This is a genomic window from Pseudomonas sp. Hz4, assembly GCF_054898165.1.
In genome coordinates, this window is record NZ_CM142719.1 from 1,801,199 (window position 1) to 1,821,603 (window position 20,405).

Below are 20,405 nucleotides of genomic sequence, written 5' to 3' on the forward strand. Positions count from 1 at the left end.
CACAGGTCATTTCATTCCTCAGGAGAGGGCATGCGCGATTACAAGTGGCTGCACGAATACTGTCTGAACCGCTTCGGTTCAGCGGCTGAACTGGAAGCCCATCTGCCCGTTCCGAAAACCCCGGCGCAATTGCGCAAGATCAGCGACGACCGCTACCTCTCGACCATGGCGCTGCGCGTATTCCGCGCCGGGCTCAAGCACAGTTTGGTGGACGCCAAATGGCCGACGTTCGAAGAGGTGTTCTTCAGGTTTGACCCGGAAAAAGTCGTGTTGATGAGTGCCGAACACCTGGAGCGACTGATGCAGGACGCGCGGATCATTCGCCATCTGGGCAAGCTCAAGAGCGTGCCGCGCAATGCGCAGTTCATCCTGGATGTGGCGCATGAGAAGGGCAGCTTCGGCGCGTTGATCGCCGATTGGCCGGTCACGGATATCGTTGGGTTGTGGACCTACCTGAAAAAGCGCGGTCATCAATTGGGCGGGTTGTCGGCACCGCGATTCCTGCGGATGGTCGGTAAGGATACGTTTGTGCCGAGCTACGACGTGGTCGCGGCGTTGAATGCGCAGAAGATTGTCGACAAGGTACCGACCAGTCTGCGGGATCTGGCCACGGTGCAGGGCGTGTTCAATCAGTGGCATGAACAGAGTGGCGGGCGGCCGATGAGCCAGATTTCGATGATGCTCGCGTACACAGTGAATCATTGACGAAGATGATCGTTCCCACGCTCTGCGTGGGAATGCCGCCCGGGACGCTCCGCGTCACTTGATGCATTCCCACGCAGAGCGTGGGAACGATCACTGTGGGGGCCGTCAGGCGGCGGAGGTTTCGCCTTCACCCGCCAACTTGCGGTTCAACTGAAACCGCCACCGCACATACAGCAGCGCCGAGCAGAACACCGCCAGGCTCGCGCCCATCTCCAGCAAACCAAACAACTGCCGGTTCGGGTCATACGCCGCCAGTGCGCCCTTGATGAAATACAGGTTCACCACAAAACACATCCATGAATGCCCGCGCGCGCTGCCGACAATCATCCCCGGTGCCAGCAACAGCAGCGGCACCAGTTCGATCAGCAGAATCACCCACGGCCTTGCGCCGTGCAGGTCGGCGACCACCAGGTAGTAGGCGCAGAGCAGCCCCACCAGACTGAAAAAGCACAGCAGGCTGATGACGCGCATCGCTCGGACCCTGGGTTCGAGCCATTCGATGGAGGGCAAAATCTTCGGCTTCTTGGCCACGTTAGCGCTCCAGTTTCTGTGCGGTCTTGGCCAAGCGCAGGCCTAGGGCCCGGCATAGCGCGACTTCATGCTCATTCAAACCGAGTTTGCCATCGGCCCCGGCGTGATGGCTGGCGCCGTAAGGCGTGCCGCCGCCACGGGTTTCCAGCAAGGCCGATTCGCTGTACGGCAGGCCGGTGATCAGCATGCCGTGGTGCAGCAATGGCAGCATCATCGACAGCAGCGTGGTTTCCTGGCCACCGTGCAGGCTCGCGGTGGAGGTGAAAACCCCGGCCGGTTTGCCCACCAAAGCGCCGGTCAGCCACAGGTTGCTGGTGCCGTCGAGGAAATATTTGAGCGGCGCGGCCATGTTGCCGAACCGGGTCGGACTGCCCATGGCCAGGCCTGCGCAGTTCTTCAGGTCGTCGAGGCTGGCGTACAGCGCGCCTTCGTCCGGAATGTCCGGCGACACCGCTTCGCACTCGGTGGAAATCGGCGGCACCGTGCGCAGGCGCGCTTCCATCCCGGATTGCTCGACGCCCCGGGCAATCTGCCGGGCCATTTCATTGGTCGAGCCGCTGCGGCTGTAATACAGAACCAGAATGTACGGCGCACTCACGGCAGCAACTCCAGCACATTCTCCGGCGGCCGGCCGATGATGGCTTTGTCGCCGACTTCCAGAATCGGGCGCTCCATGAGTTTCGGGTTAGCGGCGATGGCGGCAATCAATTGCGCCTCGCTGAGGCTGCTGTCGGCCAGGTTGAGGGTTTTGTACTCGTCCTCACCGGTACGCAGCAGTTGCCGGGCGCTGATGCCCAGCTTGGTCAGCAGGCTCTGGATTTGCGCGGCATCCAGCGGAGTGTCCAGGTAGCGGACCACCGTCGGGGTCAGGCCACGGGCTTCGAGCAGTTCGAGCGCACCGCGGGATTTCGAGCAGCGCGGATTGTGATAAAGCGTCAGATCGGTCATGTGCGGTTCGCATCTTGCGTAAGGTGACGGCTATTCTAACTGTGCAGCGCGTAATCCAGAACCTTGGGAGGCGATGGGTCGCAGGCGCATTCAATTTTTGAACAAGGATCACGACATGACTAGGCGACTGGCAGCGGCATTGGCGATCATCGGCACGTTGATGCTGGGGGGCTGCGGTAACGACTATGGCATCGACCAGAACGGCCAGAAAGTCGCCGCCGAACGTTTGGACAAACAATGGCTGGTGCTCAATTACTGGGCTGAATGGTGCGGGCCGTGCCGAACCGAGATCCCGGAATTGAACACCTTGGCCGATCAACTCAAGGACAAGAAAATTGGGGTTTTCGGGGTCAACTTCGACAACGTGCAGGGCGAAGAGCTGAAAAGCGCCAGCGAGAAACTGGGGATCAAGTTCACCGTGCTGGCTGCGGATCCGGCGGAGCTTTTTGAATTGCCGCGCAGTGAGGCGTTGCCGGTGACTTACATCATCGATAACAAAGGCAAGGTAAGGGAACAGCTGATGGGTGAGCAGACGGCGGCGGGGGTGATGGCTAAGCTGGAGGCGTTGCAGGCGACGAACTGACCGTGATGATCGTACGCTGATCGTTCCCACGCTCCGCGTGGGAATGCATCAAGTGACGCTCTGCGTCACAAAGGACGCGGAGCGTCCCGGGCGGCATTCCCACGCGGAGCGTGGGAACGATCGGTGCGGGAGGATCAACCCTCTTCAAGCCACCAACGCAACGGCTTCCCTTGCGCCGGCCAAAAGCGCATCTGCGCGATCGGCGAGACGTCCCAGCGCTGAACGTTTTCCAGCGCCTGGAGGAAACGCTTTTCCTGCTCCATCAGCGCCGGCGCACACAGTTTGCGGGTGCTGCCGACTTTGCCGAAGCTGAGCGTGTCGCCTTCCAGGGTGTACGGCGCGAACCAGTGGTTGCAGCCGCCGTTGCCATAGGCGCGACCGTCTTCACCGAGGGTGACGGTCAGGTGGCTGTAGTCCATCAACGGACGTTCGCCGATCCACTCCAGAATGTAGCTGCGGTTCTGTTGCAATTGAACCGGCTCGGCGGCGCAGCCCAGCAGGCTGGCGCCAACCATCGCGGTCAGAGCAAGGCGTTTCATCACGCGGGCTCCTGGCATTTCGGGCACCGGTGCTTCTCGGCGACGGTGGTCCAGCCCAACTCGGCGATCCGTGCAGTGGCCGCCGGCTTTTCAGCCTTGTTGCCCAGCTTGGCGTCGACCGCGAACTCAAAGCTCAGCTCTTTGGCGCAGCTGTCGCAGTTGACTTTCCAGGTGTGGATCGCCAGTTCGCCGAACACCGGACCACTGGCCACCGCGACCCATTGGCCAGGCGGGTTGATCAGGTGGCGAACCGTTTCGACGGTCAGGCGCATGGACAAGTCCTTGGCACCCTTGAGGGTCACTACCAACACGTCGTTATTACGAATCGAGCCGCCGTTGCCGGTGACTTGATAACGCCCCGGCACAAGGGCGCGGCATTCGGTGAGGGTGTGTTGCGGGTTCATCAGGCTGTAGCGGAAATCGTGTTCGACCATGGGTCCTCCAAATATGCGCGGCATGCTAGCACGGACATCAGCGCAGCATGGCGCGGGCATGTGACCTTCGATCTGGTTCAGTCACCCTTTACCAGATTCACTGGCGCGCCCGCCGTCCAGGCGGCGATGTTCTGCAGGGTGGTCGCAGCAATCGCGCCCAGCGCTTCGCGAGTCAGGAAGGCCTGGTGAGCGGTGACGATCACGTTCGGAAAGGTCAGCAGCCGCGCCAGCACATCGTCCTGCAGCGGCAGGTCGGAACGGTCCTCGAAGAACAGCTGCGCCTCCTCTTCATACACATCCAGCCCCAAATAACCCAGTTGACCGTCCTTCAACGCGTCGATCAGTGCCGGTGTGTCCACCAGACCGCCGCGTCCGGTGTTGATCAGCATCGCGCCGGGCTGCATGTGCGCCAGCGACTCGCGGTTGATCAAGTGTTTGCTCTGCTCGTTGAGCGGGCAGTGCAGGCTGATGATCTGCGACGCTGCCAGCAGTTGCGGCAGGCTCAGGTAACGGGCTCCGAGGGCTTCGACTTGCGGGTTGGGGAAGGGGTCGTAGGCCAGCAATTGGCAGCCAAAGCCGTTCATGATTTTCGCGAAGGTCGCGCCGATCTGTCCGGTGCCGACTACGCCGACGGTCTTGCCCACCAGGTCGAAGCCAGTCAGCCCGTGCAGGCTGAAATCCCCTTCGCGCGTGCGGTTGTAGGCGCGGTGCAGGCGTCGGTTGAGCGCCAGGATCAGCGCCACTGCATGTTCCGCCACCGCGTGGGGCGAGTAGGCCGGGACGCGCACAATCGACAATCCCAGAAGCTTCGCCACCGCCAGGTCGACATGGTTGTAACCGGCCGAGCGCAGGGCGATCAGGCGTGTGCCGCCCGCGGCCAGGCGTTCAAGCACCGGTGCGCTGAGGTCATCGTTAATGAAGGCGCAGACCACCTCGTGATACTCCGCCAACGCCACCGTATCGAGGCTCAGTCGCGCTGATTGAAAGTGCAACTCGATATCGGCGGGTAGCTCGGCACTGAGAAAACTGTCGCGGTCGTAGGTCTGGCTGCTGAAAAGAATCGTGCGCATGCGGCCCTCCTGGAATGTGCATCAGGCATTTATACGGGCATGGGCGGCCAGGCGATTGATGGCCCGGTCGAGCTCGTCCAGCGCGCTGGGGGCTTTCGGGTCCTGTTGCTTGAGCAGCGTTTCGCTGCGCTGGCAGGCGGCGCGCAGTTGCGGGACTCCGCAATAACGCGTTGCGCCATGCAGGCGATGGACTCGCTCGATCAGGGCGTTCTGGTCGTTGTTTTCCCGGGCAAAGCGAATCGCTTCGCGGTCGGCTTCCAGCGACGCCAGCAGCATCGCCAGCATGTCCGCTGCCAGATCAGCCTTGCCGGCGGCCAGGCGCAAACCTTCCTCGTGATCGAGCACCTGCAACTCATGACCGCCGCCGTGGCTGTCGCTGGCGCGCTCCGGCCCATGATTGCGCAGCGCCAGGCCGGTCCACTTCAGCACCACTTGGGCCAGTTGCCGTTCGCTGATCGGTTTGGTCAGGTAGTCGTCCATACCGCTTTGCAGCAGCGCGCGTTTTTCGTTGGCCATGGCGTGGGCGGTGAGGGCAACGATCGGCAGCGGCGTGCAATGCCGTTCATTTTCCCACTGGCGAATCGCTTCGGTGCTTTGACGCCCGTCCATGCCGGGCATCTGAACGTCCATCAGCACCAGATCGAAGGTTTCGGTCTGCACCGCTTTGACTGCTGCGTAACCACTTTCCACCGCGAGTACTTTGGCGCCCATGTCTTCGAGCAGGGTTTGCACCAGTAACAGGTTGGCCGGGTTGTCGTCGACGCAAAGCACCTTTGGCGCACGGCTGGACACCGGTCCGCCGGGTTCGCTGCGCTGTTGACGCGGGTTGACCAGGTCGGACAAGGCCCGCCGCAGCTTGCGGGTGCAGGCCGGCTTGGCCTGGAGCTGGCTGTGCGGGTTGGGCACCGAGAGGTGGAACAGCGTCTGTTCGGTGGTCGGGCACAATACCAGCACTTTGCAGCCCAAGTGTTCGAGGTCCCAGATGTGCTGGTTGAGGCGCTCCGGTGGCATGTCATTGCTGGTAATGCCGAGCACCGCCAGGTCGATCGCCTGATCGGTCTGATGTGCGCTGGTCACGCCATTGGCCAGGCTTTCCAGGGTCTTGAACGGGGTGACTTCGAGGCCGCAGTCTTCCAGTTGATGTTGCAACGCCTGACGGGCCAGTTCGTGGTTTTCCAGTACCGCCACCCGGCGGCCGAGCAACGGCGGACCGGGCAGGTCTTCGGCGTCGTCGCGGGTTTTGGGCAGGCTCAGGCTGATCCAGAATTCCGAGCCTTCGCCAGGCGTACTGTCGACACCGATTTCGCCACCCATTTGTTCGATCAGCCGTTTGGAAATCACCAACCCCAGACCGGTGCCGCCCGGTTGCCGGGACAGCGAATTGTCGGCCTGGCTGAAGGCCTGGAACAAGGCGCGCACGTCCTGGTTCGACAGCCCGATGCCGGTGTCCTGAATGCTGATGCGCAGTTGCACGCTGTCTTCATGCTCTTCTTCGAGCATGGCCCGGGCGACGATGGTGCCTTCGCGGGTGAACTTGATCGCGTTGCTGACAAGGTTGGTGAGGATCTGCTTGAGCCGCAGCGGATCACCCACCAGCGACAACGGCGTATCGCGATAAACCAGGCTCACCAGTTCCAGCTGCTTGGCGTGTGCGGCCGGGGCGAGGATGGTCAGCGTGTCCTGGAGCAGGTCGCGCAAGTTAAACGGAATATTGTCGAGCACCAGTTTGCCGGCCTCGATTTTCGAGAAGTCGAGAATTTCGTTGATGATCCCCAACAGGCTGTCGGCGGATTTTTCGATGGTGCCCAGATAGTCGAGCTGGCGCGGGGTCAGCTCGCTTTTTTGCAGCAGGTGCGTGAAGCCGAGAATGCCGTTGAGCGGCGTGCGGATTTCATGGCTCATGTTGGCCAGGAACTCGGATTTGATCCGGCTCGCTTCAAGGGCTTCCTTGCGCGCCAGGTCCAGTTCGATGTTCTGGATCTCGATGGTTTCCAGGTTCTGGCGCACGTCTTCGGTGGCCTGGTCGATGCTGTGCTGCAATTCTTCCTGCGCATTCTGCAGGGTGCCGGCCATGCGGTTGATGCCGGACGCCAGTGCATCCAGCTCCTGGCTGCCGAGGGGCGGCAGACGGGTTTCCAGATGACCGTCCTTGAGTTGCGCCACCGCTTGCTTGATCTGGCTCAGCGGCTGATTGATGGTCCGGCCCATGCGCAACGCCAGCAGCGCCGCACCGGCCAGGCCCGCGCCGATCAACAGCAGGCTGGCAAACAGGCTGCGGTAACCGCGCAGCAGCATCCCGTTGTGGGACAGTTCGAGCTCGACCCAGCCCAGCAGGCGGTCGGCTTCATCGGGAATCACGTCACCGGCCAGATTGCGGTGCTTGCCGAACACTGGCAGCAAGTAACGTGTAGCGTCATTGCCGCTGCGGCGCAGCATCTGCGAACTGTTGCCGACCGGTGCCTGATTGAGCATGGTCGGCCCGGCGTGGGCCAACAGGGTACGGTCGGGCGCGAGGAACGAAACGGTGCGCACGTCTGTTTGTTCGAGGGATTGGGTGGCAATGCGTTCCAGCAGGTCGGTGTTCTTTTGGCCCATGGCCGGGGCCACCAGGGGCGCCAGTTGTTCGGCGATCATCTCGCCACGCTGCATGAGCTGGGTTTGCAGGTCCGATTGCTGCATCCAGGTGAAATAGCCGCCCAGAACCAACGCCATCAGGCTGGTCGGCAACAGGGTCAGCAATAGCACGCGGCCTTTAATTCCCAGTTTCTTGAGCACGCATCTCTCCTGCATCCAGCTATTTAATGACCTGCACGTGCGTCCGGCACGCGCCACTTGCGCAGTGTAGCGATTTGCAGGCGGGCAATCCTCGTAAAATTGATGTCGGCATTCGTCGGCCGGATCGCCACTTTTACGTCATGGGCAAAGCTTGGGTTGCCCACAGCGAGGCAATCTTGAATAATCGCCAACTGAGAATTATTTGCAGATACACATGACTCCCATCTCTGTTGGCCAGCCCCGAATTCTTTCCATCGAAGACGACCTCGTGCTCGGTGCTTATGTTCACGAGCACCTGGGACGTTGCGGTTTTCAGGTGACCTGGTGCCAGAACGGTCAGGAAGGTTTGGCCATCGCCCGCCAGCAAGCCTTCGATGTGGTGCTGATGGATATTCTGCTACCGGGCCTGGACGGGCTGAACGTACTGACACAGTTGCGCCAGAGCCATGCCACCCCGGTGGTGCTGATGTCGGCGCTCGGTGCCGAGGCAGATCGCATCAGTGGCTTTCGCCTGGGCGCCGATGATTACCTGCCCAAACCCTTCAGCATGGTTGAGTTGCGGGTGCGCATCGAAGCGATCCTGCGGCGGGTCGCGCTCGACCGCCGGCCAGCGCCGGCACCGATTGCTGCTTCGGCGGGCAGCCTGCGTTTCGACGATGAACGCTGTGATGTCTTTTATGGTGAATACGTTGCCGGCCTGACCCGCAGCGAGTACCGGTTGCTGGAAACGCTGAACCGCAGCGGCGATGAAGTCCTGAGCAAAGCCTTCCTTTATCAGCATGTCTTGCAGCGAGGTTATGCGTCCCATGACCGCAGCCTCGACATGCACATCAGCCAGATCCGTCGCAAGCTCAAGGCCATCGGTTACACCGAGCGAGAAGTGCGCACGGTCTGGGGCAAGGGTTACGTATTGAGTGCTGTCGATGAAATGGTCTGACTTGCCAGGCAGGCATTCGCTGTTCTGGAAACTGGCCTGTTTGTTGGTGGCGTTCTGTCTGCTGATGATCTGGCTCAGTTGGTCCTGGGGCCGCTACATGGAACAGAAAAACCTGTTCCTGTCCGACGAGGCCCGGGGCACGCTGACCCGCTACGCCGCCGAGGCCGAGCAGGCGTGGAGTAGGCACCAGAGTGCAGACGTCGATGCCTGGTTGCAAAGTGTCGGCCATCGCGAGTCGACGTGGTTCGGTGTGATTGGCGGCGATTTGCAGTCATTGAGCAGTTACCCGCTGACGGAAAAAGAAATCCAGCGCCTGACTTTTTTACGCGGCCTGGATTGGCCGATGAGTCGCCATACCAAAGGCCTGCCGTGGCTGCGCGTGCCTTTTCCCAACGATCCGTCCGCCGGCAGTCTGGTGATCGAGCTGCCCCAGCGTTTTATGCCCGGTCGCTACCGGGTGTTCTGGCGGGTGATCACCAACGGCGTGATTCCCGGGCTGTTCACCTTACTGGTGTGCGTCGGTCTGTATCGGTTGCTGGTCGTGCCGTTGAACAGTCTGCGCGAACAGGCCAATGCCTGGCGTGCCGACCAGCTGAGCGTGCGCCTGTCGAGCCAAACCACCAACCGCTCGGATGAGTTGGGTGAACTGGGGCGGGCCTTCGATCACATGTCCGAGCGCCTGCAAAGCACGGTGGCCCTGCAACAACAACTGCTGCGCGACCTGTCCCACGAATTGCGCACGCCACTGAGTCGCCTGCGGGTGGCCAGCGAAAGCGAGCAGGGGTTGACGCATTTGCGCGAACGCATTGGCCGAGAGGTCGATGGCATGCAACGGCTGGTGGAGGACACTCTGCAACTGGCCTGGCTGGACACCGAACGCGCCCCATTGCCCGACGAAGCCATCCAGATCCAGGCGTTGTGGGAGATGCTCACGGAAAATGCCTGCTATGAAAGTGGCTGGCCGGCGAGCCAGTTGCAGTGTGCGGTGGATGCGTCCTGCTGGGTGCGCGGCAATCTCAATACATTGGCCCAGGCGCTGGAAAACATCCTGCGCAATGCCATTCGTCATTCACCGCCGGGCGGCGTTGTGCGTCTGGGAGGGCAGCGCGATGGCGCATTCTGGCATGTGTGGCTGGAGGATCAGGGCGGTGGAGTGGCTGAGGCGGATCTTGAGCGGATCTTCTGTCCGTTTATTCGGCTCGATGGCTCGCGGCCGGGGGATGGTGGGTTCGGGTTGGGGTTGAGCATTGCGAGGAATGCGGTGAACCGTCAGGGTGGGGAGCTTTGGGCTGAGAACACCGGGGCGGGGTTGCGATTGAATATGCGGTTGGTGGCTGGGATTGGTGGCGCCAGTGCTGACGCCATCGCGAGCAAGCTCGCTCCGGGCGGCGTTCCGACGATGACTCCCTCTCAGTCACCCTCGCGCTGAATCTGCCGGAGCGTTCCTGTGTTTTTGTACGACATTTCCTAAAGGGTTTTGCAGGCACCTTGAAGCTATTTTGACGGTTTAGACTCTCGTTTTTACTCGTCCTCAAGGAGTCGGGCATGAATGCACCCAGCGTTCCCTGCAGCACAACCGAAGACCGTTTCAATGAAGTGCTCGCGCTGATTCATGGTGCCAAGCAGCAGGCCATTCAGGTGGTGAATACTCAACTGATCGAGCTGTATTGGCAGGTTGATGGTTACATCAGCCGCAAGCTGGAAAAAGCTGAATGGGGCGATTCCGTGGTCAGCCAATTGGCTGAGCATCTGGCTCTTACTCAGCCTGGGTTGCGCGGGTTTACTCGTCCCAATCTGTTCCGCATGCGTCAGTTCTACGAGACATACCGGGGCGACGAGAAAGTCTCACCGCTGGTGAGACAAATACCCTGGACTCATAATCTGGTCATCTTCAGCCAAGGCAAACTCCCGGAAGAGCGGGAGTTTTACCTGCGTATGGCGATTCAGGAGAAGTGGTCGAAGCGTGAATTGGAACGTCAGCTCAAGGCTGCATTGTTCGAGCGTAGCGTGACCCAACCGGCAAAAGTCTCAGCAGTGCTGAAACAAACTCACCCGGCAGCGCTTGAGATATTCCGCGACGCCTACATGGTCGAGTTTTTAGATCTGCCCGGCGGCCATGCCGAAACCGATCTGCATAAAGGGCTGCTGGCGCGGCTCAAGGAATTTCTGATCGAGCTGGGCCGCGACTTCTGCTTTGTCGGCTCCGAATACCCGCTGCAAGTCGGCGGGCGTGATTACGCCCTGGATCTGTTGTTCTTCCACCGTGGGCTCAACTGCCTGGTGGCCATTGAGCTCAAGGTCGGTCGTTTTGAGCCAGAGTATTTGGGCAAGCTGGGCTTCTATCTGGAAGCGCTGGATCGCGATGAACGTAACCCCCACGAAAACCAGGCCATTGGTGTATTACTCTGTGCCAGCAAGGATGACGAAGTGGTCGAGTACGCCCTTAACCGCAGCCTGTCGCCAGCGTTGATCGCTGAATACCACGTCCAGCTACCGGACAAACAGCTGTTGCAAGCCAAATTGCATGAGTTCTATGCATTGAATATCGCACAAGGGGAGGAGTGCTGATCCAGTCCTTTATTCCCATAAACCATAAGCACCGCACTTTGCGTGATATGGCCTGCCGACGTTTGCCGGTATGATAGGCGCCCCCGCAGTCTGGATTGCGAATACGCCATGACCTTGCAGTACCCAACCATCGCCGATTGCGTCGGCAACACCCCGCTGGTCCGTTTGCAGCGCCTGCCTGGCGCCACCAGCAATACCCTTTTGCTCAAGCTCGAAGGGAATAACCCGGCGGGTTCGGTCAAGGACCGACCGGCGTTGTCGATGATCACTCACGCCGAGTTGCGTGGGCAGATCCACGTCGGCGATACGTTGATCGAAGCGACCTCGGGTAACACCGGGATCGCCCTGGCGATGGCCGCCGCGATCAAGGGTTACAAGATGATCCTGATCATGCCGGACAACTCCAGCGCCGAACGTAAAGCCGCCATGACGGCTTATGGCGCCGAGCTGATTCTGGTCACTCAGGAAGAGGGCATGGAAGGCGCCCGCGACCTCGCCCAGCGAATGGAAGCTGAAGGCCGCGGCAAGGTGCTGGATCAGTTCGCCAACGGCGACAACCCCGAAGCGCACTACACCACCACAGGCCCGGAAATCTGGCATCAGACCGAAGGGACTATCACGCACTTCGTCAGTTCGATGGGCACCACTGGCACCATCATGGGTGTCTCGCGCTACTTGAAAGAGCAGAACGAAAGCGTGCAGATCATCGGTCTGCAACCGATGGAAGGCTCGGCGATCCCGGGCATCCGTCGCTGGCCGCAGGAATACCTGCCGAAGATCTACCAGGCCGAGCGCGTGGACCGGATCGTCGACATGGCGCAAAGCGAAGCCGAAGACGTGACCCGTCGCCTGGCCCGCGAAGAAGGCATCTTCTGCGGCGTGTCCTCGGGCGGTGCCGTGGCAGCCATGCTGCGCCTGTCCCAAGAAGTTGAAAACGCGGTGATCGTCGCGATCATCTGCGACCGTGGCGACCGTTACTTGTCGACCGGCATTTTCGACGCGCCCAACTGATGGCCAAGCAAGAGAGAGGCCTGCGCTTCCAGCCCACGGGCGGCAGCAAGGCCCCGCAAATCCCGACGGGTAAAAAGCAGCGCTTGAGCATCGAGCGCCTGGCCAATGACGGTCGCGGTATCGCTTTTTTTGAAGGTCGCACCTGGTTCGTCATCGGCGCTTTGGCCGGTGAAGAAGTCGAAGCGCGCGTATTGGGCGCCCACGGCAAAGTGGTCGAGGCGCGTACCGAACGCGTCTTCCAGGCCAGCGAACTGCGCCGCCCGGCACCGTGTCCGCATGCCGGTCGCTGTGGAGGCTGCAGCGTGCAGCATCTGCCGCACCACGAACAACTCGCCCTGAAACAGCGCATGCTCGCCGAGCAATTATCGAAGGTCGCCGGTGTCGAACCTCAAGAGTGGGCAGCGCCGTTGAGCGGTCCGGAATTCGGTTACCGTCGTCGCGCCCGAGTGGCGGTGCGCTGGGACATGAAAGCGAAAAAACTCGAAGTCGGTTTCCGCGCGGCTGGCAGTCAGGACATCGTTGCGATCAACGAATGCACAGTGCTGGTACAGCCCTTGCAACCGATCATGACCCGCTTGCCGGAAATGTTGCGGCGCTTGAGCAAACCTCAGGCGCTGGGGCATGTGGAATTGTTTGCTGGATCAACGTTGGCCGTTTTGCTGCGGCACATGGCGCCGCTGTCCGACGCCGACATGACGATCCTCAAGGATTTCTGCGCCTTCCATGAAGCCCAGCTGTGGCTGCACGGTGACGGCGAACCGCAACCAGTCGAGGCTGGCCAGGCGTTGGGTTATCGACTTGAACAGTGGGACTTGAGCCTGGCCTGGCGGCCGGGGGATTTCATTCAGGTCAACGCCGGGGTCAACGAAGCGATGGTCGCCCAGGCGCTGGACTGGCTCAAGCCTGCGTCGGATGAGCGGGTTCTGGATCTGTTTTGTGGTTTGGGTAACTTTGCACTGCCGCTGGCCAAGGCCGTTCGTGAAGTGGTGGCGGTGGAAGGTGTGCAAGCGATGGTCGAGCGGGCAGCTGCAAACGCCGCTAGCAATAATCTGAATAACGTAAAGTTTTTTCAGGCCGATTTATCCCAGCCTTTGACCGATGCCGAATGGGCGCGCGAAGGCTTTTGTGCGGTACTCTTGGACCCACCGCGTGACGGTGCTTTGGAGGTTGTGCGCAAGCTATCCTCCTTGGGCGCCAAACGGTTGGTGTATGTATCGTGCAACCCGGCAACGCTGGCGCGCGATACGGTCGAATTGATCAAGCAGGGCTACCGGTTAAAACGTGCCGGGATTCTCGATATGTTTCCTCAGACGGCACATGTCGAGGCCATGGCGTTATTTGAAGCGAGCTAGGACGGCTCGTCTGGTCCGACTGGCCCGCCCGTGCCGCGCTCGCATTTGCCCCGCGAGCGTTCACGGGTAACGAAAGGTCAGCGATTTGACGCATTGAATCTGCGTCGTAGGGAAGGTAAGCAAGATGGTACAGGTGAGAGCACACCAGCCGATCAACACCGACGGCAGTATCAATCTCGAGGCTTGGCTCGATCACGCGGTCAGTGTCGATCCGGCACTGGATCGCGAAGCCTTGAAGGAAGCGTGCGAGTTCGCTCGTGCGTCTGAACAACAGGCCAATGCGGCGAAAAATCTATGGTCCGAAGGGACCTCGAGTTTCCGCACGGGCCTTGAGATCGCCGAAATTCTCGCCGACCTCAAGCTCGATCAGGATTCGTTGGTTGCCGCGATCCTGTATCGCGGCGTGCGCGAAGGCCAGATTGAGTTGCCGGCGATCAGCCAGCGGTTCGGTCCGGTGGTCGCCAAACTCATCGACGGCGTGTTGCGCATGGCGGCGATCAGTGCCAGCCTCAGCCCCCGTCAATCCCTGGTGCTGGGCACTCAGGGCCAGGTCGAAAACCTGCGCAAGATGCTGGTCGCCATGGTCGACGACGTTCGCGTTGCGCTGATCAAACTGGCCGAACGCACCTGCGCGATCCGGGCGGTGAAAACCGCCGATGACGAGAAACGTAACCGCGTCGCCCGCGAAGTCTTCGATATCTACGCGCCTTTGGCTCACCGTCTCGGTATCGGTCACATCAAGTGGGAACTGGAGGACTTGTCCTTCCGTTACCTTGAGCCCGATCAGTACAAGCAGATCGCCAAGTTGCTCCACGAGCGGCGTCTGGATCGCGAGCGCTTCATCGCCGACGTGATGAGCCAGTTGAAGAATGAGCTGACCGCCACCGGCGTTGATGCCGACATCAGCGGCCGCGCCAAACACATCTATTCGATCTGGCGCAAAATGCAGCGCAAGGGTCTGGAATTCAGCCAGATCTACGACGTGCGTGCCGTTCGCGTGCTGGTGCCGGAAATGCGCGACTGCTACACCGCGCTCGGTATCGTCCACACCCTGTGGCGGCACATCCCGAAAGAATTCGACGACTACATCGCCAACCCCAAAGAGAACGGCTACCGCTCGTTGCACACTGCGGTGATCGGCCCCGAGGGCAAGGTGCTGGAAGTGCAAATCCGCACCCACGCCATGCACGAAGAAGCCGAGCTGGGCGTTTGCGCGCACTGGCGCTACAAAGGCACTGACGTCAAATCCGGTTCCAACCACTACGAAGAGAAAATTTCCTGGCTGCGTCAGGTCCTCGAGTGGCATGAAGAGCTAGGTGACATCGGCGGCCTGGCAGAACAGCTGCGGGTCGATATCGAGCCGGACCGGGTCTACATCTTTACCCCGGACGGTCACGCCATCGACTTGCCGAAGGGCTCGACGCCGCTGGACTTCGCCTACCGCGTGCACACCGAAATCGGTCACAACTGCCGCGGCGCCAAGATCAACGGGCGCATCGTGCCGCTCAACTACAGCCTGCAAACGGGTGAGCAGGTCGAAATCATCACCAGCAAGCACGGCACTCCGAGCCGCGACTGGCTGAACTCGAACCTGGGTTACATCACCACCTCGCGGGCACGGGCGAAGATCGTTCACTGGTTCAAATTGCAGGCGCGCGATCAGAACGTCGCGGCTGGTAAAACCTTGCTCGAGCGCGAACTCAATCGCCTCGGTCTGCCAGCGGTGGATTTCGACAAGCTGGCCGAAAAGGCCAACATGAAAATCGCCGAGGACATGTTCGCGGCCCTCGGTGCCGGCGATTTGCGCCTGGCGCAACTGGTCAATCTGGCGCAGCAACTGGTCGAGCCGGAGCGCGGCAACGAGCAACTGGAACTGATCCCGCGCAAGGCCACCGGCTACAAACCGGGCAAGCGCGGCGATATCCAGATCCAGGGCGTCGGCAACCTGATGACCCAGATGGCCGGCTGCTGCCAGCCGCTGCCGGGGGATGCGATCGTCGGTTACATCACCCAGGGCCGTGGCGTGAGCATTCACCGTCAGGACTGCGCCTCGGTGCTGCAACTGGGCGGGCGCGAGCCTGAGCGGATCATTCAGGTCAGCTGGGGCCCGGTGCCGGTGCTCACCTATCCGGTGGACATCATCATCCGTGCCTACGACCGGTCCGGTTTGCTGCGTGACGTCTCGCAAGTGCTGCTCAACGAACGGATCAACGTGCTGGCGGTGAACACCCGCTCGAACAAAGAGGACAACACCGCGTTGATGTCCCTGACCATCGAGATTCCGGGGCTGGATGCACTGGGACGGTTGCTGGGGCGGATTTCCCAGTTGCCGAACATCATCGAAACCCGCCGTAACCGGACGCCATGAAACCGATGTACAGCCTTGAAGACTTGCTGCACCTGATGAGCCGTCTGCGCGACCCGCAGTTTGGCTGCCCGTGGGACATCAAGCAAACGTACGAAACCATCGTCCCGCACACCCTCGAAGAAGCTTACGAAGTCGCCGACGCCATCGAGCGCGGTGACTTTGATCATTTGCAGGGTGAGTTGGGGGATTTGCTGTTCCAAGTGGTTTATTACAGCCAACTGGCGCGGGAAGAAGGGCGCTTCGAATTTGCAGGCGTCATCGACAGCATCACCCGCAAGTTGATCCGCCGTCATCCTCACGTCTTCCCCACCGGTGATTTGTACGCGCCGCTGGATGTCCCGCGGTTGACTGAAGCGCAGGTCAAGCAACGCTGGGAAGAGATCAAGGCTGAAGAACGCGCCGAGAAATCATCTGCGCCTGAACAACTGTCCTTGCTCGACGACGTACCCGCCGCATTGCCGGCGCTGTCACGTTCCGCGAAGTTACAGAAGCGTGCAGGGCAGGTCGGTTTCGACTGGCCGGACGCCTTGCCGGTACTGGATAAAGTCCGCGAAGAGCTTGATGAAGTGCTCGAAGCCATGGCCGACAATGACTCGGCAGCGATTGCCGATGAAGTCGGTGATCTGTTGTTTTCCGTGGTCAATCTGGCGCGTCATCTCAAGGTCGATCCGGAAACTGCACTGCGTGGTGCCAACAGCAAGTTCGAAAGACGCTTCCGTTTTATCGAACAGGCATTGCGCGATACCCGCCGTCCCATAGAAGATTGCACCCTCGAAGAGTTGGACGCCTTGTGGGGCGAAGCCAAACGTCAGGAAAAGAATTTGCCCAGCTGCGGTTGAGCAGTTGCCTAAGTGAGTAATAAGCACCATGAGCATTTCCCTTCGCGACCAGTTGCTCAAAGCAGGGCTGGTCAACCAGAAGCAGGCCAAACAGGTCGGCAAAGAGAAGCAGAAGCAGCAGCGTCTGGCCCATAAAGGTCAGATCGAACTCGATGACTCCCAGCAGCGTGCCGCCCAGGAAGCCATGGCCGAGAAGGTCAAGCGCGACCAGGAGCTGAACCGTCAGCAGCAGGAGAAGGCAGAAGCCAAGGCCCGCGCCGCCCAGGTCAAGCAATTGATCGAAGTCTCGCGTCTGCCGAAGCTGACGACCGAGGATTACTACAACTTCGTCGACGATAAGAAGGTCAAGCGGATCTCCGTTAACACGCTGATGCGCAACCAGCTCAGTAATGGTTTCCTGGCGATCGTGCACCACGCCGGCGGTTACGAAGTGATCCCCCGTGAGGCGGCCCTGAAGATCCAGGAGCGCGATCCGCAGCGGATCGCGCAGCTGAATGTCAAGACCGAAGAAGTTGCTGCCGAAGACGATCCGTACGCGGCCTATCAGATCCCTGACGATTTGATGTGGTAAATCGTTAAAGGCTGCAACAACGACGTGCTGTTCACTTAGTCTCGGGGCTTCAGGCGGACTACACATTGGTGGTGGGTGCTGATCGGGGGCTTTGATTGGGTGTATATCCGTCATTTAGGTGATGGCTGAGGGCGGTTTCGCTTTTACAGCGAGTCACTTGGAAATACGGAATGCCGCCCAACCCCAAGTAACCAAGGGCTCTTGCCCCTTTCGCTCGGTGCCTCGCCCAGGCTCGGCATGCCCTCGCTCCGGTCCTGCTCCGTGGGCCCGCCGCCATCGGCCATCCATGGCCGGGGGCGGCTAACCCGGCATCCATGCCGGGTTGCCCACTGCGCAGAACCTGCGCTCGGCCTCTCGAGGGGGCGTGCACCGCAAACGCCAACGCGAGGCGGCCTACCGGCCGGCCTGGCTTCAAGTGAACGCATTTCCCTGTAGGAGCTGTCGAGCGAAGCGAGGCTGCGATCTTTTGATCTTTTGATCTTTTGATCTTTTGATCTTTTGATCTTGCCGTTGCTGTTGCTTTGCTTTGGCTTCAGATCTGCTGCCCCTTTCCCAGAGGCCGAACGCAGGCGTTGCGCAGGGGGCACCGCGGCAAGGATGCCGCGGTAGCCGCCCCCGGCCATGGATGGCCGATGGCGGCGGGCCCCCGGAGCAATGCCGGAGTGAGGGCATGCCGAGCCTGGGCGAGGCACCGAATGGCGGGGCAAAGCGCTTTGGTTACTTTCGCGCTTTTCGAAAGTGACTCGCTGTAAAAGCGAAACCGCTAGCCGCCGTTACCGCAGAAACGGATATGTACCCCAACCTTAAGTGAACAAGTCTCGGAGTGGAACATCCCCACCAGCATGTCCTGTTGGTGCACGTCCCAGATCCGGATACCGGCGGCTACGCCTTCATGGGACATATGTGAATCGTCGCGTTCAGTTACTTTTACAGTCATCTGCTAGCTCCAATCTCTGTTATCTGCAGCAAGGCGTGTGCAGGACTCTGTTATATGTTTGGTTAGCTGGCTAAGTAAACGACTGAGTTTGGTAACGGATTTTTGCAAAAACGGAGAAAGTCCTGCAGTCCGCCAAAAACGCGACATTCGGTCGCAGGGCCAGGCTTGCCGGCGAAGGCGTCCTTGGGTGCGCCTTCGCCGGCAAGCCTGGCTCCTACAAAAGCAAAAGCAAAGGCATAAAAAAAACGCCCCGAACCAGTCGGGGCGTTTTTATGTGCAGTGAAGCGGCGGGGTATTACTTACCCTGCCAGCGCTTCAGTACCAGCGTGGCGTTGGTGCCACCGAAACCGAAGCTGTTGCTCATCACAGTGTTGATGGTGGCGTCTTCGCGAGTCTTGGTCAGAATCGGCATGTCAGCCACTTCCGGGTCCAGTTCGTCGATGTTGGCGGAACCCGCCATGAAGTTGCCTTCCATCATCAGCATGCAGTAGATCGCTTCGTGAACGCCGGCGGCGCCCAGGGAGTGACCCGACAAGCTCTTGGTGGAGCTGATGGCCGGAGCCTTGTCGCCGAACACTTCACGCACACCTTTCATCTCCGCGACGTCGCCGACCGGAGTCGAAGTGCCGTGGGTGTTCAGGTAGTCGATCGGAGCGTCAACGGTGGACATGGCCATCTGCATGCAGCGGATGGCGCCTTCGCCGCTTGGGGCAACCATGTCGTAGCCGTCGGAGGTCGCGCCGTAGCCAACGATTTCCGCGTAGATCTTCGCGCCGCGGGCCAGAGCGTGTTCCAGCTCTTCGACCACGACCATGCCGCCACCGCCGGCGATGACGAAACCGTCACGCTTGGCGTCGTAGGCACGGGAAGCTTTTTCCGGGGTTTCGTTGTACTGGCTGGACAGTGCACCCATGGCGTCGAACAGGAACGATTGGCTCCAGTGTTCTTCTTCACCGCCGCCGGCGAACACGATGTCCTGCTTGCCCATCTGGATCTGTTCCATGGCGGAACCGATGCAGTGAGCACTGGTCGCACAGGCAGAAGCAATGGAGTAATTCAGGCCTTTGATCTTGAACGGGGTGGCCAGGCAAGCGGAAACGGTGCTGCTCATGGTCCGCGTCACGCGGTACGGGCCAACGCGTTTCACGCCTTTCTCGCGCAGGATGTCCAGCGCTTCCATCTGGTTCAGCGTGGAGGCGCCACCGGAACCGGCGATCAGGCCGGTACGCGGGTTGGAGACTTGCTCATCGGTCAGACCGGAGTCGGCGATGGCGTCTTTCATGGCCAGGTAGGCGTAAGCCGCCGCGTGGCCGACGAAGCGAAAGATCTTGCGATCGATCAGCTCTTCGAGGGGAAGGTCAATGGAGCCGGAAACCTGGCTGCGCAGTCCCATTTCCTTGTATTCCGGGTTGAACCGGATGCCAGGGCGGCTTGCACGCAGGTTAGCGGAGACGGTCTCTTTGTCATTGCCCAGGCACGATACGATGCCCAGACCAGTGATAACGACGCGGCGCATGCGGATAACCCTTAGAAGTTTTCAGTGGAGGTGAAAACGCCGACCCGAAGGCCTTCGGCGGTGTAGATTTCGCGGCCGTCGACGCTGACCGAACCATCGGCGATGGCCAGGTTCAGCTTGCCCTTCAACACGCGTTTGATCTGAATGTTATAGGTCACTTTCTTGGCAGTCGGCAGGACTTGACCGAAGAATTTTACTTCGCCCGAACCCAGCGCACGGCCACGGCCCGGCAAACCTTGCCAGCCGAGGAAGAAACCGACCAGTTGCCACATGGCGTCGAGGCCCAGGCAGCCTGGCATCACCGGATCACCTTCGAAGTGGCAGGCGAAGAACCACAGGTCCGGAGTGATATCCAGCTCGGCGACCAATTCACCTTTGCCGTACTTGCCACCCTCTTCGCTGATATGGGTGATGCGATCCACCATCAGCATGTTGGGGGCGGGCAGTTGCGCGTTACCTGGACCGAACAGCTCACCGCGACTGCAGCGCAGCAGGTCTTCCCGAGTAAAGGCGTTTTGTTTGGTCATGCGAGCTCCTCAATAATCCCATGCGGCAGGTGGGGCAAATCTTCCCGGCCGATCGAAGCGTTCATGCCTCGAGTCAGCAGCCTACTCATAGACTATTGCGTTGTGGTGAAAGTCACAGCACCAAGGACATGAATGTACACTTGTGCACTGAAATTTTTATTCAAGCCCCTTTTCGGGCCTGTTCGGGTGCCTAA

At 60.3% G+C, this 20,405-nt stretch carries 20 protein-coding genes; 10 read left to right on the plus strand and 10 right to left on the minus strand.

Annotated elements, in window-relative coordinates:
- Nucleotides 1-30 precede the first annotated feature (30 nt).
- A complete protein-coding gene (locus tag ACYZTR_RS08060) occupies nt 31-705 on the plus strand; it encodes a DNA-3-methyladenine glycosylase I (protein WP_461977856.1) in 675 nt (224 codons plus the stop codon).
- 105 nt (nt 706-810) lie between these two features.
- On the opposite strand, the gene ACYZTR_RS08065 is transcribed toward ACYZTR_RS08060, so the two are convergent.
- Genes ACYZTR_RS08065 through arsC form a run of 3 tightly spaced genes read right to left on the minus strand, consistent with a single transcriptional unit; the run spans nt 811 to nt 2,184 of the window.
- A complete protein-coding gene (locus ACYZTR_RS08065; RefSeq protein ID WP_461977858.1) occupies nt 811-1,236 on the minus strand; it encodes a DUF2069 domain-containing protein in 426 nt (141 codons plus the stop codon).
- Nucleotide 1,237: 1 nt separating this feature from the next.
- Nucleotides 1,238-1,834, minus strand: coding sequence for an NAD(P)H:quinone oxidoreductase (wrbA, locus tag ACYZTR_RS08070; protein ID WP_461977859.1), 597 nt, complete (start codon nt 1,832-1,834; stop codon nt 1,238-1,240).
- Entirely contained in the window at nt 1,831-2,184 is a 354-nt protein-coding gene (gene arsC, locus ACYZTR_RS08075; RefSeq protein ID WP_123369215.1) for an arsenate reductase (glutaredoxin), read from the minus strand. Before arsC ends, wrbA begins: the two co-directional genes overlap by 4 nt.
- Nucleotides 2,185-2,299: 115 nt before the next feature.
- On the opposite strand from arsC, the gene ACYZTR_RS08080 reads away from it, so the two are divergent.
- Nucleotides 2,300-2,767, plus strand: a complete 468-nt coding sequence (locus ACYZTR_RS08080; RefSeq protein WP_461977862.1) for a TlpA disulfide reductase family protein — start codon at nt 2,300-2,302, stop codon at nt 2,765-2,767.
- A gap of 134 nt (nt 2,768-2,901) precedes the next feature.
- Here ACYZTR_RS08080 and ACYZTR_RS08085 read toward each other — a convergent pair whose 3' ends face one another.
- The 4 genes from ACYZTR_RS08085 to ACYZTR_RS08100 all read right to left on the minus strand — a co-directional run bounded on the left by ACYZTR_RS08085 (nt 2,902) and on the right by ACYZTR_RS08100 (nt 7,585).
- On the minus strand, nt 2,902-3,306 hold the full coding sequence (locus tag ACYZTR_RS08085; RefSeq protein ID WP_461977864.1) for an META domain-containing protein: 405 nt from the start codon (nt 3,304-3,306) through the stop codon (nt 2,902-2,904).
- On the minus strand, nt 3,306-3,740 hold the full coding sequence (locus tag ACYZTR_RS08090) for a hypothetical protein (protein WP_461977866.1): 435 nt from the start codon (nt 3,738-3,740) through the stop codon (nt 3,306-3,308). The genes ACYZTR_RS08085 and ACYZTR_RS08090 overlap by 1 nt, the downstream gene beginning before the upstream one ends.
- 77 nt (nt 3,741-3,817) lie before the next feature.
- On the minus strand, nt 3,818-4,810 hold the full coding sequence (locus ACYZTR_RS08095; RefSeq protein ID WP_461977868.1) for a 2-hydroxyacid dehydrogenase: 993 nt from the start codon (nt 4,808-4,810) through the stop codon (nt 3,818-3,820).
- A 21-nt stretch (nt 4,811-4,831) separates the two neighbouring features.
- On the minus strand, nt 4,832-7,585 hold the full coding sequence (locus tag ACYZTR_RS08100; protein WP_461977870.1) for a response regulator: 2,754 nt from the start codon (nt 7,583-7,585) through the stop codon (nt 4,832-4,834).
- Between the two features lie 214 nt (nt 7,586-7,799).
- Between ACYZTR_RS08100 and ACYZTR_RS08105 the strand changes: the two genes are divergently transcribed.
- The 8 genes from ACYZTR_RS08105 to ACYZTR_RS08140 all read left to right on the plus strand — a co-directional run bounded on the left by ACYZTR_RS08105 (nt 7,800) and on the right by ACYZTR_RS08140 (nt 17,231).
- Nucleotides 7,800-8,522: a response regulator transcription factor gene (locus tag ACYZTR_RS08105; RefSeq protein WP_461977872.1), complete on the plus strand. Its 723-nt coding sequence runs from the start codon at nt 7,800-7,802 to the stop codon at nt 8,520-8,522.
- The gene (locus tag ACYZTR_RS08110; RefSeq protein WP_461977874.1) at nt 8,509-9,951 is read left to right on the plus strand and encodes a histidine kinase sensor domain-containing protein; all 1,443 of its coding nucleotides are present in this window, start codon (nt 8,509-8,511) and stop codon (nt 9,949-9,951) included. Before ACYZTR_RS08105 ends, ACYZTR_RS08110 begins: the two co-directional genes overlap by 14 nt.
- Before the next feature lie 116 nt (nt 9,952-10,067).
- Complete coding sequence (locus ACYZTR_RS08115; RefSeq protein ID WP_461977876.1) at nt 10,068-11,090, plus strand: PDDEXK nuclease domain-containing protein; 1,023 nt, start codon at nt 10,068-10,070, stop codon at nt 11,088-11,090.
- A 108-nt stretch (nt 11,091-11,198) separates the two neighbouring features.
- The gene (gene cysM, locus ACYZTR_RS08120) at nt 11,199-12,101 is read left to right on the plus strand and encodes a cysteine synthase CysM (RefSeq protein ID WP_461977878.1); all 903 of its coding nucleotides are present in this window, start codon (nt 11,199-11,201) and stop codon (nt 12,099-12,101) included.
- Complete coding sequence (gene rlmD / locus ACYZTR_RS08125) at nt 12,101-13,453, plus strand: 23S rRNA (uracil(1939)-C(5))-methyltransferase RlmD (RefSeq protein ID WP_461977880.1); 1,353 nt, start codon at nt 12,101-12,103, stop codon at nt 13,451-13,453. Before cysM ends, rlmD begins: the two co-directional genes overlap by 1 nt.
- 124 nt (nt 13,454-13,577) lie before the next feature.
- Complete coding sequence (gene relA, locus ACYZTR_RS08130; protein ID WP_461977882.1) at nt 13,578-15,821, plus strand: GTP diphosphokinase; 2,244 nt, start codon at nt 13,578-13,580, stop codon at nt 15,819-15,821.
- Nucleotides 15,822-15,826: 5 nt separating this feature from the next.
- A complete protein-coding gene (gene mazG / locus ACYZTR_RS08135; RefSeq protein WP_461979622.1) occupies nt 15,827-16,660 on the plus strand; it encodes a nucleoside triphosphate pyrophosphohydrolase in 834 nt (277 codons plus the stop codon).
- Between the two features lie 28 nt (nt 16,661-16,688).
- On the plus strand, nt 16,689-17,231 hold the full coding sequence (locus tag ACYZTR_RS08140) for a DUF2058 domain-containing protein (RefSeq protein WP_461977884.1): 543 nt from the start codon (nt 16,689-16,691) through the stop codon (nt 17,229-17,231).
- Between the two features lie 763 nt (nt 17,232-17,994).
- Here the strand turns inward: ACYZTR_RS08140 and ACYZTR_RS08145 are convergent.
- The 3 genes from ACYZTR_RS08145 to fabA form a co-directional block, all read right to left on the minus strand.
- Nucleotides 17,995-18,168 carry a hypothetical protein gene (locus ACYZTR_RS08145; RefSeq protein WP_461977886.1) on the minus strand — a complete coding sequence of 58 codons (174 nt, stop codon included), beginning with the start codon at nt 18,166-18,168 and terminating at the stop codon, nt 17,995-17,997.
- Nucleotides 18,169-18,463: 295 nt separating this feature from the next.
- Nucleotides 18,464-19,684 (minus strand): beta-ketoacyl-ACP synthase I, encoded by a 1,221-nt coding sequence (fabB, locus tag ACYZTR_RS08150; protein WP_461977888.1) that lies wholly within the window; start codon nt 19,682-19,684, stop codon nt 18,464-18,466.
- Between the two features lie 11 nt (nt 19,685-19,695).
- Complete coding sequence (fabA, locus tag ACYZTR_RS08155) at nt 19,696-20,211, minus strand: 3-hydroxyacyl-[acyl-carrier-protein] dehydratase FabA (protein WP_042560484.1); 516 nt, start codon at nt 20,209-20,211, stop codon at nt 19,696-19,698.
- Nucleotides 20,212-20,405 lie beyond the last annotated feature (194 nt).